We start from the raw sequence: 15971 nt of genomic DNA on the forward strand, positions 1-15971 counted from the left end.
CGCTGGGTATGACCTACAATTTTGTAAAGAACTTCATTTACTTAAGCATATCAAAAATATAGATACTTATAAAATTAACATTTAATTGAGATTTTGAGCGAAATATTGAAGGCTAATCGGTTTAAATTGGGTAAATTTGCAGCGTTTTTAAATACTTCTCCATGATTGAACGTAAGCTGGTGAAAATTCTCTTTTCCACACGATTAATGGCTATTTTGTTTATTGTTTTTGCATTATCTATGGCCGTAGGTACTTTTGTTGAAAATTCTTATACTACAGCAACCGCAAGGGAGTGGATTTACAATGCTTGGTGGTTTGAAGCAATTATGTTAGTTTTTGCCATTAATTTTTTGGGAAATATCAAACGCTACCGCCTTTGGAGTAAAGAAAAAGCAAGTACATTAATTTTACATTTATCTTTCTTTTTAATTATTATAGGAGCAGGAATTACCCGCTATATTGGTTACGAAGGAGTAATGCCTATTCGAGAAGGCGAGGTTTCTAACACCATGCTTTCAGAAAGAACTTACCTTTCTGTTTTGTTGGATGGTGAAGTAGACGGAAGTCCTTTACGGAGGGAAGTAAAACTACCTTTAAACCTTGCTCCGGGAATTGATAATCATAAAACTGTAACGACCGATTTTAAAGGACAGGAAGTGACTTTTACAGTTAAAAAATTTATAGATGATGCAGAAGAAGGCTTGGTGGAAGATGAAAATGGAAAGCGGTATTTAAAAGTAGTGGAAGCCGGAGGCGGACAACGCCATGACCATTATTTAGAAGAAGGAGAAGTAAGCAGTATTCATAATGTACTTTTCGCATTTAATGCGCCCACCGACGGAGCTATTAATGTTCAGTTAGAAAATGGGGAATATAAAATATCTTCTCCGTTTGAAGGGAATTACATGCGAATGGCAGATCAAAAGAAAGGGGAAGTAGTTGCCGATTCACTTCAGGATTTAAATCTACGCTCACTTTATCAACTAGCAGGAATGCAGTTTGTATTTCCCGATCCTGCGGTACGAGGTCATTACGATTTGATTGCTTCAGAACAACCTCAAAAAGGACAAGCAGACGGAGTGGTACTCGATGTGACCACCAACGGAAAAACAGAAGAATTAAAGCTTCTGGGAGCCAAAGGGATTATCAACGATTATAAAAAAATTAATGTTGATAATCTGGAGATTTATGCGCGTTATGGAAGTAAAGAATATGAACTTCCTTTTGCTTTAAAGCTGAACGATTTTATTGCTGAAAAATATCCGGGAACTGAAGATAATCCTACGCCGAGTTATTCTTCCTTCAAAAGTAAAGTTGAATTAATTGATGGTGGCGAGTCAAAGCCTTACTCAATTTATATGAACCACGTTTTGGACCACAAAGGTTATCGTTTTTTTCAATCCTCTTTTGATCCCGATGAGAAAGGAACCGTCTTATCGGTAAATCACGACTGGTGGGGAACTTGGGTGACTTACATTGGTTATTTCTTACTTTATTTAGGATTGATGTGGATTTTATTTGATAAGCATTCTCGTTTTGGAGAGTTAAAAGTAAAATTAGATAAAATAAAAGCAAAAAAAGCAAAAGCACTAGGAGTTTTGTTTTTAGCCATTGGTTTAAATGGCTTTGCTCAACAAGAAGTAAATGTGACTTCAGGTGAAATAAACAAAGAACACCAACACGAGCATACTGAAAATAACGGTCATACCACTATGATGCCGCCAAGGTTTACCAAGGCTGAAGCTGATTCCATCGTTAAAGCCAATGCGGTTTCTAAAGAACACGCTTCAGAGTTTGGGAGATTGGTGATTCAGGATGAAGGTGGAAGGATGAAACCGGCAAATACCTATTCTTCAGAATTAGTAAGAAAACTAAGTAAATCTGATAGCTATGAAGGGCTCAATAGCGATCAGGTTTTATTTTCGATGGTAGAAATGCCAAGCCTTTGGTATAGCGTTCCTTTAATTTATGTAAAAGCTAAAAACGATAGCCTGCATCATATCTTAGGAGTTGAGAAAGGGGCAGAACATATTCCTTTAAATGATTTCTTTAATGATTCTACCGGAACTTATAAACTTGCTCCATATTTGGAAGGCGCTTATCGAGCTAAGGTTAAAAATCAATTTCAGAAAGATTTTATTGCTGCCGATGAAAAGGTGAATTTGTTATATCGAACTTTGGAAGGAAAGGTGCTTAAAATTTTCCCTATCCCAAATGCAGAGAATAACAAATGGCTTTCTTATCCTGAATTATTTGAAAACCAAGATAAGTTTACTGCTAGGGATAGTATGGTGATTCGTTTATTGCCAGCCTATATGCAAAATGTACGCTTGGCTAAACAAACCGGAGGTTATAAGCAAGCCAATGATCTATTGGAAGGCATTAAAAATTACCAACGAAAATACGGAGAACAGGTCATGCCTTCTGAACGAAAAATCAACTTGGAGATCATGTACAATAAATACGATGTTTTCCGGGGTCTTTTTTGGCAATATATGCTGGCCGGTTTGGTGATGTTTATTTTTGTGATTCTACAACTCTTTTACGATAAAAAAGGAGTGAAAGCTATTATTACTATTAGTAAAGTGGCTATTATCATTTTGTTTGCTTTGCATACAGCAGCTTTAATTGCCCGTTGGTATATTTCGGGTCACGCTCCTTGGAGTGATGCTTACGAGAGTATGATTTATGTAGCTTGGGCAACAATGTTTTTTGGGTTGGCTTTTGGTAGAAAAAGTGATTTAACCTTTGCTTCAACAGCTTTCGTCTCTTCTATGATTCTAATGGTTGCTCATTGGAACTGGATGGATCCGGCTATTTCTAACTTGGTACCGGTATTAGATTCTTATTGGTTAATGATTCACGTAGCGGTGATCGTAGCGAGTTACGGTCCGTTTACGCTAGGAATGATTCTCGGTTTGGTTTCATTGATTTTAATGATTTTAACCAACGAGAAGAACCGAAAGAAAATGAGTTTGAACATTCAGGAATTAACTATTATTACTGAACTTTCATTAACCGTAGGTTTAGTAATGCTCACCATTGGTAACTTTTTAGGAGGTCAATGGGCCAATGAAAGTTGGGGTAGGTATTGGGGCTGGGATCCAAAAGAAACTTGGGCATTAATAAGTATTATGGTATATGCGTTTGTGATTCATATGCGATTGGTTCCCGGTTTACGTGGCAGGTTTGCTTTTAATTGGGCTGCAGTTTTTGCCTTTGCCTCCATTATGATGACTTATTTTGGGGTGAATTTTTACTTAACAGGATTGCATTCTTATGCAAGTGGAGACCAAATTATCAGCTACAAATTTATTGTGATTGCATTCGTAGCTTGGTTAATTCTAGGTCATTTTGCTAGAAGAAAATTTGTGAAATATTTGAAGAAGTAATTGATATGAAATTGAATTTTTTTATCATAGTTATTTGTGTTGCTATTGGTGTAACGAGTTGTAATAAAAATGCATCAGTAAATTATACAGGCGTATATGAAGGAGATTTACCTTGTAATGCTTGTGATAAAGTAATTACTAAACTTACCTTAAGTGAAGATCAACATTATGTTTTATACGAGATTTATAAACTCGAGGAAGGAGATGAAATCAAGAGAATGACAGGTGAATTTGAGTGGACTGACCACGAGGGTGTTTTTAGGATCAACCAACCAGAAGCGATGCCGTTATTTTTTAAGGTGGAAGAGCATAAGCTCATTCGATTAAATGATCAGGCAAAGCCTTTTGAACAACCAGAGAATTATACGTTAACTCAATTTGAGGATACAAGCGATACTGAATAGAAAAATAATAATAGAAACAAAAATCCCGATTTTATCGGGATTTTTTGTTTTTTCTATAATTCTTAAAAATATTCATGAGAAGCAATGTTGGATTCAGTAATACTAATAAATAAAGTACTATGTATTTTTTCTGAAATAAACTTTCGTCAAATACATCTGTAATACTAAAGATGAATAACGTAATTATTAACAACCATATAGCAGTAAATAGGATTAAGATGTTTTTTGAAGGGTTTTTAATCAAATTTATAAGTATTTTCATTTAGCTTGTTATTGCTTTTAAGATGTTCGTTTTACTATAAAAATATAAATATTATTTTTTTAATTGAGTATTTTGAAAGAATAAAACGTCAACAAAAACAAAAGCCATTTCACTAGTGAAATGGCTTTTGTTTTTGTTAGGGCTATAAGGTTTAATCCATTTCGCCAACCATATCTTCTGGTTTTACCCATTCATCAAATTCTTCTGCGGTGGTGTAGCCTAGATTTACGGCTTCCTCTTTTAATGTAGTTCCATTTTTGTGAGCTGTATTGGCAATTTCAGCAGCTTTGTAATAACCGATTTTGGTGTTTAAAGCGGTGACTAACATTAAACTGTTTTTCAGTAACTCATCAATACGCTCTTGGTTAGGTTCAATTCCATTAGCACAATGCTCTTCAAAAGAAACACAAGCATCACCAATTAATTGTGCGCTCTGTAACAAGTTAGCCGCCATCACTGGTTTAAATACGTTTAATTCAAACTGACCTTGTAAACCACCAACGGTTGCTGCAACATCATTACCAACTACTTGTGCACAAACCATAGTTAGGGCTTCACATTGAGTTGGGTTTACTTTACCGGGCATAATAGAAGAACCAGGTTCATTTGCAGGAATATTAATCTCACCGATTCCACTTCTCGGACCTGAAGCTAACATTCTAATATCGTTTCCTATTTTGTTTAAAGAAACAGCCAATTGTTTTAAAGCAGCGTGGGTTTCCACTAACGCATCGTGAGCCGCTAAAGCTTCAAATTTATTTTCAGCAGAAGTAAATGGAAGTTCAGTGAATTCAGCAATAAATTCTGCGACCATTTCAGCATAACCTTTTGGTGTGTTTAGACCGGTTCCTACAGCGGTTCCTCCTAAAGCTAATTCACCTAAATGAGGAAGTGTATTTTCTAAGGCTTTTAAACCGTGATCTAATTGTGAAACGTAACCACTAAATTCTTGCCCAAGGGTTAGGGGAGTGGCATCCATAAAATGCGTACGCCCAATTTTCACTACTTCTTTAAATTCTTCAGATTTTTTCTTTAACGTATCTCTTAATTGTTTCACTCCGGGGATGGTTACTTCCATCACTTTTTTGTAAGCGGCAATGTGCATTCCGGTAGGGAAGGTATCGTTAGAAGATTGTGATTTGTTCACATCATCATTAGGTTGAAGTGTTTTATCGCCTTCACCGATGGTTCTTCCGGCAAGCTGATGAGCACGGTTAGCGACTACTTCATTTACATTCATATTACTTTGTGTACCCGAACCGGTTTGCCAGATCACTAGCGGAAACTGATCATCGTGTTTCCCTGCTAAAATTTCATCACAAACTTTAGCGATTAAATCTCTTTTTTCAGTGGGTAGAACTCCTAATTTTTCGTTGGTGTAAGCCGCAGCTTTTTTTAAGTAAGCAAAACCATAAATAATTTCTAGTGGCATAGAAGCTGCCGGACCAATTTTAAAGTTGTTTCTAGAGCGTTCGGTTTGTGCACCCCATAATTTATCGGCAGGTACTTTTACCTCGCCCATAGTGTCTTTTTCTATTCTATATTCCATTTTGTTGATTAATTTTTAAAGTCTTACAAATTTAAGGATTTAGTTTTGTTTAGGTAAAAGTTGAGGGATGAATATGCTCCAAATAGAGCTGTATTTAGAAAAGCTAACAACTATGTTAATAAAATTGGAATTTTATTTGTGTTAATTCAGTAATAATATTTATTTTTGGAAAAATTCTTGAAATCTAGAAATTATGTTTGAATTTGATCAATATCTTGGCTTTTTAGCATTTTTAACCATTGCAACCATTGGCTTTTGGTTAATGATTTTCTTATTAACCTTTGTTGTACCTTACTGGGTAGGAGGTTCTATTATAGAAATGATTAAAGAAAAGAAAGAGGCTAAGCGAAAAAAGCAAGAAGCGCTTAATAAGTAAGCTATTTACATATAAAAAATCAAAAAGGAAGCTAAATTTAGCTTCCTTTTTTTTGTGGGGTTGCCTAAAATAATTCAAAAATTTTAGACTGTGTGGGGATTTAAAAATTGAGGGTAAGTAAAAAAAAATGTCTTTTTAGAATTCGCCTCCGCCGTCGTCCATATTGCCATTACCACTTTGACCTCTTTCCTTCATTCTATCTTCTCTAGATTGATTAAATCTATAGATTAAAGATATGGTGAATTGACGTTCTCTCCACTGAAACTCATTATCGGAGGTGAAATTATTTGATTGTGTAAACGATCTTCTTTTTCTAGAATTAAATACATCTCTTACATTAAAGGTGGCTGTAAGCTTATCTTTAATCACTTCTTTGCTTAAAGCCACATCCATAGAAAAAATGCTTTCAGATTCGGTTTGCGAATTTTGTCTGGGTCCTACATAAAATCCATTGGTTTGAAGGTCGATTGCAGCGGGTAAGGTGTATTTGGCACTAAACCTTCCAAAGAAACTTGTACTGGTTGTCCCAAAATCTTGCACCTCTGGGTCAGGAACTTTCTCTGTAGCTGGAGCGGTATAAGTACCTTCTGTCTCAAATCTAAAAAAGTTGAAACTACCATTAAATCTTAATTTTTTAGTTGGATTCCAGATTGCACCAACTTCACCACCTATTCGATTTTGAGTAGAAAGGTTGATGGGTAGAAAGACAATTTGTGTAATTCCGTCAGTTTCATTGCTGTCTTCATTATTCAGTTGTACTCGCTCAAAAGAATCCGTTTCTCTCTGGTAATAGATAGAAGCATTAAAAGTTAATTTGTCCCATTTTTTTAAGTATCCTAAATCAAAAGTATTTGAAAATGCAGGGTTTAAATCTGGGTTTCCTTGAAAAACATTGGTTCTACTTGAACGGGAAGGGAATGGATTAATAAACCATCCTCTTGGTCGGTTAATTCTTCGGTTATAGCCTAAGGTTACATTTTCATTTTCATCTAACTCATAAATTAAATTTACAGTAGGAAATAGCCCTAAATAGTTTTTGTCAAAATTTGTTTTAAAGTTGAAATCAAAAGTATCTTCTAATTCCTCTGTGGTTAAAAAAGGAGAAGAAACACTACCTTTTAACTGTGTATGTTCTAAACGTAAACCTAATAAAAATGAGAATTTATCACCTAGCTTATTACCGTATTGTGAATAAATGGCATTCACGTTTTCATCATAATTAAAGTTGTAAGAAAGTTCTTCGTCTATGATAAAACTATCCGAGTCTTGATCAAATGATTCTAAAAAATAATCATTTTTTGTAGATTTTAAATTACTTCTAAAACCTGCTTCAAATTGCGCATCGCCCATAGGTAGCACATAATCTGCTTGTACAAGAAATTCATTTTGTTTTTCATTCTCTTGAATACGTTCTCTGTCAATTAAATTATTGGTAGGGAAAACTTCAACCTCATTAATTGTATTTGGCTTATCTTCATGATCATAAGAATATTGAACGTCTGCCGTTAATTTGTGACCTTCATCATTAAATCTTTTGATATAGTTTACCGAGGCTTGATAGGTTTCTTCAATTTCTTTTTCATTTTGCCTTCTATAAGTTTCACTATCTAAGCCGGTATTATCAAAATATCTATAATTACTAGTTTCACTAACATCTAAATCGTTACCCCACCTACCAAAAAGGGCAGTAGTAATCGAGGAAGTTTCATTAATAAAGTATTCGACTCCTAAATTGGTATTTACCCCTCTACGTCTGCGATCATATTCACGATCTTCGATAATTCTGTCAAACTGGTCTTCATTATCATTGATGTAATTATTGTCGTAAAATGCGTTTCCCGGTGATTTTCTGTAATACACGCCTGTATTATTGAAAATATTGAACTTATCACTTCTTAAGTTTAATGTAGTTGAAAATGAATTGTTAATGGGAAAACCTAAAGAAGCTTGTACTGAACCATTAACACCTAATGTTTTTTCTTTTTTCAGAATTATATTTAAGATACCGGCGGTTCCTTCAGCATCATATCGAGCTGACGGACTCGTAATTACTTCAACCCGCTCGATAGCATCTGCAGGCAATTGCTGAAAGATATTGGTGTCGTCAAATCCTGCCATTGCGGAAGGTTTTCCGTTGATAAGAATACGCACGTTTTCATTTCCCCGTAAACTAATTCCACCTTCTATATCTACCGATACCGAAGGTATGTTTTGAAGCGCATCGGTTACCGTTCCTCCTTGTGTAGTGAGATCTTTGCCTATCGTGTAGATTTTTTTATCTAAACGTACTTCTACTTGGGTAGTTTCTGAACGCACAATTACTTCATCTAAACTATCGGAATCCAATCCTAAAGAAATTGTTCCCATGCTAAAATCTTCTGTTAATTCTCGATTTTCATAAGTTTTAGTTTCAAAAGAGATAAACTCCACTTGAATATCGTAAGTTCCTTTATAAACTTCAATAGAAAATTCTCCGTCAAAATTAGTGACTCCTCCTTGTGGGGCACGTTCACCAGTAACATCTTTAAAAGTGATAGTAGCATATTCTAGAGGAACGCCGGCATCTTTGTCGACTACTTTTCCGGTAACATCAACTTTATTTTGGGCATTTGCAAATTGGGTTAAGCTTAGGGTAATAAAAAATAAAATAGCTTTCGCTATTGTTAGTTTTTGGGTCATTAGTTTTTCAGTTTGAGTATAAGACCTGATTAGTTAAAAATCGTTTAATAGGCTTTGTGTTAAAAATAAGTTAACAAAAAAACCCCTTCTTAAAAAGAAGAGGTTCTATTTTAAAGCAATTGAATGACTAATGTTTTTTAGCTTTCATTTTGCTTTTTCTTTTCTCTAATCGCTTTTGGCGCATTTCTCTTTCAACTTTTAGAAGTTGATCGTATTGTGGTTGGGTAAGAATATCTCTCATTTCTTTAAGCTTATTGATTTCTAAAGCTTTTATTTGTTTCTTTTTTTCTTCTTTAGAAAGATCCGCATCAATCACTTCTTGTCTCTTGACGTAAAACTCGGTTAATTTATTTTTAACCAGTAGTGGTTGTTCGCCATTTAAAGCCAGTTTTTTGGTAAGTTTTTTAGCTTGCTTATCGGCTCTTGCTTCCATTCTAGGGCTAGCCTCTGCAAGATCGGTACGATATTGCGATTGACCAAGTTGAAAAGTAAAAACGGCAATTAAAAGTAGTATGATTTTTTTCATAATTTAAAGTTTTTTCCAAATTATGAATAACTACCTTTAATTACCGTTAATTAGCGGTTAAAAAGCTTAAAAATTATATTAAATCTTTAATTTTTTCGGGTGGCCTTCCAATCACGGCTTTTTTATCTTTTACAACAATTGGACGTTCTATTAATTTAGGATGTTCTTGCATCGCAGAAATAATTTCGTCTTCAGAAAGCTCTTTACCTTTATAGTTCTCTTTCCAGACTTTTTCATTTTTACGGACGAGCTCTTCTGCTGAAATTTCCAGTAATTCCAATACCTTTTTTATTTCCTCTTTTTTCATAGGGATATCGAGGTATTTCACGATTTGAAAATCCTTTCCTGATTCTTGTAATAGTTGTAGTCCTTCTCTAGATTTTGAACATCTAGGATTGTGGTATATTTTAATCATGATTTTTTTATTTATCTATAATATAGAAGAAATTAAGGAATTTGCAAAGTTGAATTAGCTTCTATTCAGTTTCTAATTCGATTTCAACTTCACTTTATTCTTCACGTTGCCCCATCATCATTAAGTATGCCTTTAAGAAAGCATCTAAATCACCATCCATCACAGCATCAACATTTCCGGTTTCTTCAGCGGTGCGAACATCTTTTACCAATTTGTATGGATGCATCACATAATTTCTGATTTGTGATCCCCATTCAATTTTCTTTTTACTGGCTTCAATATCTTCCCGTTGTTCTAATTGCTTTTGAAGTTCAATTTCATACAATTGTGATTTCAGCATTTGCATGGCACGAGCCCTATTTTCATGTTGGGAACGCGTCTCTGAACAAGAAATCTGAATTCCGGTAGGGTGGTGCACCAATTGAACTTTGGTTTCCACTTTATTTACATTCTGTCCTCCGGCACCACTGGATCTTGCGGTAGTGATTTCAATATCAGCGGGATTAATTTCAATTTCAATAGAATCGTCTACTAATGGGTAGACGTATACCGATGCAAAAGAGGTATGACGTTTAGCATTACTATCAAAAGGAGAAATACGAACCAAACGATGTACTCCATTTTCACCTTTTAGCCAACCAAAAGCATAATCACCTTCAATCTCTAAGGTTACCGTTTTAATTCCGGCAACATCACCTTCTTGATGGTTGAGCTCTCGAACCTTAAAACCTTGCTTTTCTGCCCACATTAAGTACATGCGCATGAGCATACTTGCCCAATCACAACTTTCGGTACCACCGGCACCAGCTGTAATCTGTAGAACTGCAGATAGGTCGTCTCCTTCTTCAGAAAGCATATTTTTAAATTCTAAATCTTCCAGTAGATTTTTAAGCTTTTGGTAGCGATTGTTTAAATCGTCTTCAGAAGCTTCCCCTTCTTTGTAGAATTCAAAAATAACTTCTAAATCTTCGTAAAAAGTTAAGGCTTGTTCGTAGCTATCAACCCACTTTTTTTCGGCATTTAATTGTCTGACAATTACTTGTGCTTTTTGTGGATTGTCCCAAAAGCCCGGGGCTAAGGTTTTTTCTTCAAGATTGGTTATTTCGACACGCTTGGCATCAACGTCAAAGATATTGTTTTAGGGAGGTGACACGTTCTTTGAGTTCTTTTAAAGTATCTTGAGTAATCATAATTATTAGTTTTTATGTATTTGGGCAAAAATAGAAGTTCATCAGATTTCAAAAAAAGATTTGGGCATATATTTCTTCAGAATAATTTTTAGTCAGCTTGAGAAATTCCTTTTATTAAAAGTTTTGCAGATGCAGGATTAGAGGCCAACGGGACATTGTGCACATCACATATACGTAAGAGCATCAATACATCAGGTTCGTGAGGGTGTTTCTCTAAAGGATCTCTAAAAAAAATCACCATTTTACATTTTTCTTCGGCTACGCGACCTGCGATTTGGGCATCGCCACCAATTGGACCGGATAGATAAGGTTGTACTTTAAAGCCTGCACTTTTTACTTTATTACCCGTAGTCCCTGTCGCAATTAATTGAATATGATCTTGATGAAAAAAGTCTTCATATTCTTTTAAGAATTTCACCATTTCATCTTTCTTACCATCGTGCGCAATTATAGCAATTTCCATTTTTATTGAATTTAAGTTTTAAAATTATAAAACCACCTGGTGGTCTTTCTGCTATAAAGAAACATATTTTTTGAATAAGAGCATTTCTTCAAATAAGTTATTTCTATATGAATTGATAATTTATCTAAAGCCCATACACCTGAAAGGTTTCTTGTAAATTTGAATTTTCTAAATGTAAATAATAGCTATGATAGATTTAAAAAGCGATACGGTTACTAAACCTACACCGGCCATGTTGGAAGCGATTATGAATGCTGAAGTAGGGGACGATGTTTATAAAGAAGATCCTACCGTAAATTTACTGGAATCGCGTTTAGCGGAAATGTTTGGTAAAGACCAAGCGCTTTTTTTTCCTAGCGGAAGTATGGCCAACCAAGCGGCAATTAAACTTCACACGCAACCCGGAGAACAATTGATATGTGATAAATGGGCGCACGTTTATAATTATGAAGGTGGCGGAGCTTCATTTAACAGTGGGGTTTCCTGTAAATTGGTAGATGGAAACCGCGGAATGATCACTGCTGCTCAGGTGGCAGAAAATATCAATCCGCCAGATTTTTATCACAGTCCATTAACTTCATTGGTTTGTTTAGAAAACACGACCAATAAAGGTGGTGGTGCCTGTTATGATTTTGAAGAGATTCAAGCTATTAGAAAAGTTTGTGATGAACACCAATTAGGTTTGCATTTAGATGGCGCGCGTTTATTTAATGCTTTGGTTGCCAAAGGCGAGAGCCCAAAACAATATGGAGAAGTATTTGATACGATTTCAGTGTGTTTATCGAAAGGATTGGGAACACCGATGGGTTCCGTATTAATAGGTGATGAAAAATTAATGAAAAATGCTATGCGTGTTCGTAAAGTACTTGGAGGCGGAATGCGGCAAATTGGTTTTATGGCAGCTGCCGGTTTATATGCTTTGGAAAATAATGTGGAGCGTTTAGCGGAAGACCATCAACGAGCACAAGAATTGGCGACAACTTTAGCAGCACAAGCCTATGTAAAACAAGTGGAACCGGTAGAAACGAATATCATTATTTTTTACCTAAATGATGGCATCAACGAAGTCGACTTTTTAAAACGCTTGGAAGATCGGGGCGTCATAATTAGTGGCATGGGGCAAGGGAAACTAAGAATTGTTACGCATTTAGGATATACGCAACCTATGCACGAAGAGTTGATGGAGATTTTAAAGGGATTGGTTTGAATAGATAGCCACTTTAATTTGTAATCTTTTTTTAAAAAATAAAAGTTTAAGACTTTTAGTAGTTATTATTTGTTTGATTTCAGGTTCAGGTATTGAATTTGAATTTGAGTGAATTTGAGTGAAATTTATTATCTAAAAACCTTTTCCAAAGAAACTTGATATATCGAAATAATAGGAAACCTTTTCTCCATTTGGTTTTTTCAGGTTTAGAATATCATATGGCCTATCATTATAATAAGATAAAGCTTGTCCTAAAAATTGACAATTAGAACATACTGTTTTTACGTATTCGTACTCTTCACTTATACTTTTGGCTATAATTGCTTTTTCGTATGAACTTCCATCTCTAGAAGTTTGCTTTATATTTTTAGTTGTAGAGCAAGAAATTATGATTAGTGAACAAATTATAAATCCAATTAATTTTAATTCTTTCATCTTTTATTTTAGGTATATATTTTTTTAATTTTAATAGAGGAGTCCATTACTTATCATCTTATAAAGATTTTTTAAAGGAAATCTGGCTTTAATTTACACTTGTAGATATGATTATTTTTTCTCTTTTTGTTGATGATATATTTTTTCCCACGCTTTTCTCTTCATAGTGAATAATGATTCTTTATCTAAATCAAATATTGAGACTTCCTTTTGGCTTATTACGATATGTTGATTCCATTCTACATAATCTTTGTATAGCAATAAAGTACAAATATCAGTTGATGAAATATAATCAGTAATCACGTGTGAATGGTATGTTGAAACTGTTTTATTTTCCTTATCTCCAGAATTGTAGGGGAATTCTAAAATAGAATTATGAATCTTCTCTTTTTTTACTAATTTATTTTTGTTGTTGTATTTCAATTTATAATCATTTCCTATCAATACAATTCCTGAAACTTGAGGTCCAGTCAAAACAAAAACATTTCTTTCATTTTCGTTAATTAGAGGGATGAAATTTAATGATGCATTTTCATAAAACTTAAAAAAATCATCTTCATTAGAAGAAGCTTTTTCTCTTGCATCTTGCCGTATGGCAATCAGGTTTTGCTCTAAAGTAGTTGCTTTGTGTTTTACTGTATCTATTCTTATGGGGTTAGGTGTTGGCAAGCTATCAAACTCATATCGTACTAGTATTTTATCAGAATCAAAACGACTAAAGAAAATTGTATGAATATGATTTGTTTCTGTTTCATAAGATAAATATCCACCTATGGAGTCTTTTTTAGATTTAAATCTTTCTAATATGTCATCAGTTCCGTACCAAGAACCTTTTTCTAGTCTGAAAAGTAATTTTCCTTCATTTAAAATTTTTTTAGTTTCTTTATTCTGACTGTAAGAAAAAATGCTTGATATCATTAAAAGCAATAAGGCTATTTTTTGCATTTCAGATTTTCTTTTTTACACTATATTATTTAATCAAAATTATAACTGTCTAAATATATAAAATTTTTGAATAACCATATTTTCATTTCTTACACAACACCTAATCACCCCTAAAACAGGCTTACACTTTTAATTAATCATTTCTTAAACTTTAGGTACAACCCAAGTAATAGTTAGCCATTAAGTTTGAACGATTTTTGAAATTGCGCCTTATGTTTATTCGTCCCGTCAAAACTTTTTTAATAGCAATAATTACTGTTATGGTGGGCGTACTGCTTTTTTCTTTTCAAAGTGAAAAAGAAGAATATTACCAGCAACCAGATTTTATTCTTACCGCTGCCAAAGAATTTTACGAGGAGGTTGAAGAATTACAAAAAATAGCCCGAGGCTTTCAATTAGGTTCGGTTGAAAAAGATTCGCTAAGAACGGCAGTGTTAAATACACGCTTGGCTTATAAAAAAGTGGAGTTCTACTTAGACTATGAATTTCACGAATATGTAAATAGCCACATTAATGGCGCACCACTTTTGCAAATTGAACGAACCGGAACCTCGCCAAATATTGTTCCGCCGGAAGGCTTACAGGTCTTAGATGAATTGGCTTTTGCCGAAAATCCGGAAGAAGAAAAAACCAAGCTATCTTCCATCGCTACCAAGCTGCGAAATTCCTATGGACTTTTATTCGAAAGTCTTCCCAATAAACCAATTGATCCCAAAACATTAATTCCGGCACTTCGGCTTCAGTTAATTCGTGTGTTTAGTTTGGGTGTTTCGGGTTTTGATACGCCGGGATCATTAAATGCTTTGCCGGAAGCTGAAGTTTCGCTGGCAAGTATGCTTCAATTTATTAAAGAAAATAAAAGATTATTCAGAAAAAAGGAGGCTGCATTTCTCCAAGAAAAACTAGCAGAAGCGGTTCAATATGTCCAACAGCATCAAGATTTCAATACGTTTGATAGACTTAGTTTCTTTAGAAATTATATCGATCCGCTTTATAAAAAGTTAGGAGTTGTAAAGGCTGAGTTGCCTGAATTTTTAAGTTACAATTCTGCTTGGAATCCGGAAAGTAAATCAATATTCAGCGAAGACTTTTTAAATCCATATTTCTTTACCGAACTAAAAAAAGAAGAAGACAGTAAATTGCTGAAAGACTTAGGCGAATCTTTGTTCTATGATCCTATTTTAAGTAATAACGAAAGGATGAGTTGTGCTTCTTGCCATCAGCCCGAGCTAGCGTTTACCGATGGGCAACCGCAATCGATGAGTAATGTACAGGGGAAAACCGTTTTAAGAAATTCACCCTCCTTATTAAATGCTGTTTATGCCGATCGGTATTTTTACGATTTAAGGGCTTATACTTTAGAGCAACAAGCCGAACACGTAATTTTTAATCAAGATGAATTTAATACCGCCTACAGTTCAATTCTAACCAAATTAAGAGAGGAAAAAGAGTATGCAGATAAATTTGAAAAGGTTTTTGGTAAAGCGGCTATCAATAGGGGAAATCTCACCAAAGCTTTAGCTTCTTATGTGCTATCGCTTACTTCGTTTAATAGTGAATTTGATCAATATATAAGAAATGAATCTAATACGTTAAGTGATGAAACAAAAAAAGGTTTTAACTTATTTATGGGCAAAGCCGCTTGCGCTACTTGCCATTTTGCGCCTACTTTTTCTGGCTTGGTACCTCCATACTACAGCGACACTGAGAGTGAAATTTTAGGAGTTTTAGAGCGACCCGGTCTGTTGCAACTAGATCAAGATCCGGGTAGGTTGGCCAATAAAATTGAAAACGAAGAAGCTTGGATTTACGAAAAATCGTTTAAAACGACGACCGTTAGAAATGTTGCTTTAACCGCGCCATACTTTCATAATGGAGCTTACCAAACTTTAGAGGAAGTGATGGATTTTTATAACGATGGCGGCGGTGCCGGAAAGGGATTAAAAGTAACCAACCAAACCTTAAGTGAAGATCCACTTGGATTAACCGAAGTGGAAAAGCATGCCATTATCTCTTTTTTAAAAGCTTTAAATGATACAGGGGAGTAGCATTCTATTAACTCCAAATTTACATTGGTAATATTCAATTAAGCCTAAGCTAATATGTATAACTTTTTCCTAAAAAAAGC

General features: G+C 34.6%; 13 protein-coding genes. 5 read left to right on the forward strand and 8 right to left on the reverse strand.

What is annotated here, in order from left to right; translation table 11 throughout:
• Window positions 1-161 precede the first annotated feature (161 nt).
• On the forward strand, window positions 162-3392 hold the full coding sequence (gene ccsA / locus FVB9532_RS07770; RefSeq protein ID WP_228482270.1) for a cytochrome c biogenesis protein CcsA: 3231 nt from the start codon (window positions 162-164) through the stop codon (window positions 3390-3392).
• Window positions 3393-3397: 5 nt separating this feature from the next.
• Entirely contained in the window at window positions 3398-3796 is a 399-nt protein-coding gene (locus FVB9532_RS07775) for a copper resistance protein NlpE N-terminal domain-containing protein (RefSeq protein ID WP_150544642.1), read from the forward strand.
• A gap of 413 nt (window positions 3797-4209) precedes the next feature.
• On the opposite strand, the gene fumC is transcribed toward FVB9532_RS07775, so the two are convergent.
• The gene (gene fumC / locus FVB9532_RS07780; RefSeq protein ID WP_150544643.1) at window positions 4210-5607 is read right to left on the reverse strand and encodes a class II fumarate hydratase; all 1398 of its coding nucleotides are present in this window, start codon (window positions 5605-5607) and stop codon (window positions 4210-4212) included.
• A gap of 193 nt (window positions 5608-5800) precedes the next feature.
• Here fumC and FVB9532_RS07785 point away from each other — a divergent pair, with 193 nt between their 5' ends.
• Complete coding sequence (locus tag FVB9532_RS07785; RefSeq protein WP_150544644.1) at window positions 5801-5983, forward strand: hypothetical protein; 183 nt, start codon at window positions 5801-5803, stop codon at window positions 5981-5983.
• 135 nt (window positions 5984-6118) lie between these two features.
• Here the strand turns inward: FVB9532_RS07785 and FVB9532_RS07790 are convergent, their stop codons facing one another.
• The 5 genes from FVB9532_RS07790 to FVB9532_RS07810 form a co-directional block, all read right to left on the reverse strand.
• Complete coding sequence (locus tag FVB9532_RS07790) at window positions 6119-8662, reverse strand: TonB-dependent receptor (RefSeq protein ID WP_150544645.1); 2544 nt, start codon at window positions 8660-8662, stop codon at window positions 6119-6121.
• Window positions 8663-8789: 127 nt separating this feature from the next.
• Window positions 8790-9188 carry a hypothetical protein gene (locus tag FVB9532_RS07795; protein WP_150544646.1) on the reverse strand — a complete coding sequence of 133 codons (399 nt, stop codon included), beginning with the start codon at window positions 9186-9188 and terminating at the stop codon, window positions 8790-8792.
• Window positions 9189-9261: 73 nt separating this feature from the next.
• A complete protein-coding gene (gene arsC / locus FVB9532_RS07800; RefSeq protein WP_150544647.1) occupies window positions 9262-9603 on the reverse strand; it encodes an arsenate reductase (glutaredoxin) in 342 nt (113 codons plus the stop codon).
• Window positions 9604-9697: 94 nt separating this feature from the next.
• Window positions 9698-10793, reverse strand: a protein-coding gene (gene prfB, locus FVB9532_RS07805; RefSeq protein ID WP_150544648.1) for a peptide chain release factor 2 whose coding sequence is annotated in 2 segments (ribosomal slippage) — window positions 9698-10729 and window positions 10731-10793 — 1095 coding nt in all. Because the reading frame shifts where the segments join, the coding sequence is not laid out codon by codon here.
• A gap of 88 nt (window positions 10794-10881) precedes the next feature.
• Entirely contained in the window at window positions 10882-11256 is a 375-nt protein-coding gene (locus tag FVB9532_RS07810) for a methylglyoxal synthase (protein ID WP_150544649.1), read from the reverse strand.
• 187 nt (window positions 11257-11443) lie between these two features.
• Between FVB9532_RS07810 and FVB9532_RS07815 the strand changes: the two genes are divergently transcribed.
• Window positions 11444-12463, forward strand: coding sequence for a threonine aldolase family protein (locus tag FVB9532_RS07815; protein ID WP_150544650.1), 1020 nt, complete (start codon window positions 11444-11446; stop codon window positions 12461-12463).
• Between the two features lie 132 nt (window positions 12464-12595).
• On the opposite strand, the gene FVB9532_RS07820 is transcribed toward FVB9532_RS07815, so the two are convergent.
• Both FVB9532_RS07820 and FVB9532_RS07825 read right to left on the reverse strand, forming a co-directional pair.
• Window positions 12596-12898, reverse strand: coding sequence for a hypothetical protein (locus FVB9532_RS07820; protein ID WP_150544651.1), 303 nt, complete (start codon window positions 12896-12898; stop codon window positions 12596-12598).
• A gap of 111 nt (window positions 12899-13009) precedes the next feature.
• Window positions 13010-13843 carry a hypothetical protein gene (locus FVB9532_RS07825; protein ID WP_150544652.1) on the reverse strand — a complete coding sequence of 278 codons (834 nt, stop codon included), beginning with the start codon at window positions 13841-13843 and terminating at the stop codon, window positions 13010-13012.
• A 212-nt stretch (window positions 13844-14055) separates the two neighbouring features.
• On the opposite strand from FVB9532_RS07825, the gene FVB9532_RS07830 reads away from it, so the two are divergent.
• Window positions 14056-15891 carry a cytochrome-c peroxidase gene (locus FVB9532_RS07830; protein ID WP_150544653.1) on the forward strand — a complete coding sequence of 612 codons (1836 nt, stop codon included), beginning with the start codon at window positions 14056-14058 and terminating at the stop codon, window positions 15889-15891.
• Window positions 15892-15971 lie beyond the last annotated feature (80 nt).

The organism is Mesonia oceanica (assembly GCF_902499555.1).
Classification (GTDB): Bacteria; Bacteroidota; Bacteroidia; order Flavobacteriales; family Flavobacteriaceae; genus Mesonia; species Mesonia oceanica.

Bases quoted from the DNA above. Each gene is read 5' to 3' on its own strand.
- FVB9532_RS07790 (WP_150544645.1), bottom strand. From the start codon at position 8,662: ATGACCCAAAAACTAACAATAGCGAAAGCTATTTTATTTTTTATTACC.
- arsC (WP_150544647.1), bottom strand. From the start codon at position 9,603: ATGATTAAAATATACCACAATCCTAGATGTTCAAAATCTAGAGAAGGA.
- FVB9532_RS07830 (WP_150544653.1), top strand. From the start codon at position 14,056: ATGTTTATTCGTCCCGTCAAAACTTTTTTAATAGCAATAATTACTGTT.
- FVB9532_RS07775 (WP_150544642.1), top strand. From the start codon at position 3,398: ATGAAATTGAATTTTTTTATCATAGTTATTTGTGTTGCTATTGGTGTA.
- FVB9532_RS07815 (WP_150544650.1), top strand. From the start codon at position 11,444: ATGATAGATTTAAAAAGCGATACGGTTACTAAACCTACACCGGCCATG.
- FVB9532_RS07820 (WP_150544651.1), bottom strand. From the start codon at position 12,898: ATGAAAGAATTAAAATTAATTGGATTTATAATTTGTTCACTAATCATA.
- fumC (WP_150544643.1), bottom strand. From the start codon at position 5,607: ATGGAATATAGAATAGAAAAAGACACTATGGGCGAGGTAAAAGTACCT.
- FVB9532_RS07810 (WP_150544649.1), bottom strand. From the start codon at position 11,256: ATGGAAATTGCTATAATTGCGCACGATGGTAAGAAAGATGAAATGGTG.
- FVB9532_RS07825 (WP_150544652.1), bottom strand. From the start codon at position 13,843: ATGCAAAAAATAGCCTTATTGCTTTTAATGATATCAAGCATTTTTTCT.
- FVB9532_RS07795 (WP_150544646.1), bottom strand. From the start codon at position 9,188: ATGAAAAAAATCATACTACTTTTAATTGCCGTTTTTACTTTTCAACTT.
- ccsA (WP_228482270.1), top strand. From the start codon at position 162: ATGATTGAACGTAAGCTGGTGAAAATTCTCTTTTCCACACGATTAATG.
- FVB9532_RS07785 (WP_150544644.1), top strand. From the start codon at position 5,801: ATGTTTGAATTTGATCAATATCTTGGCTTTTTAGCATTTTTAACCATT.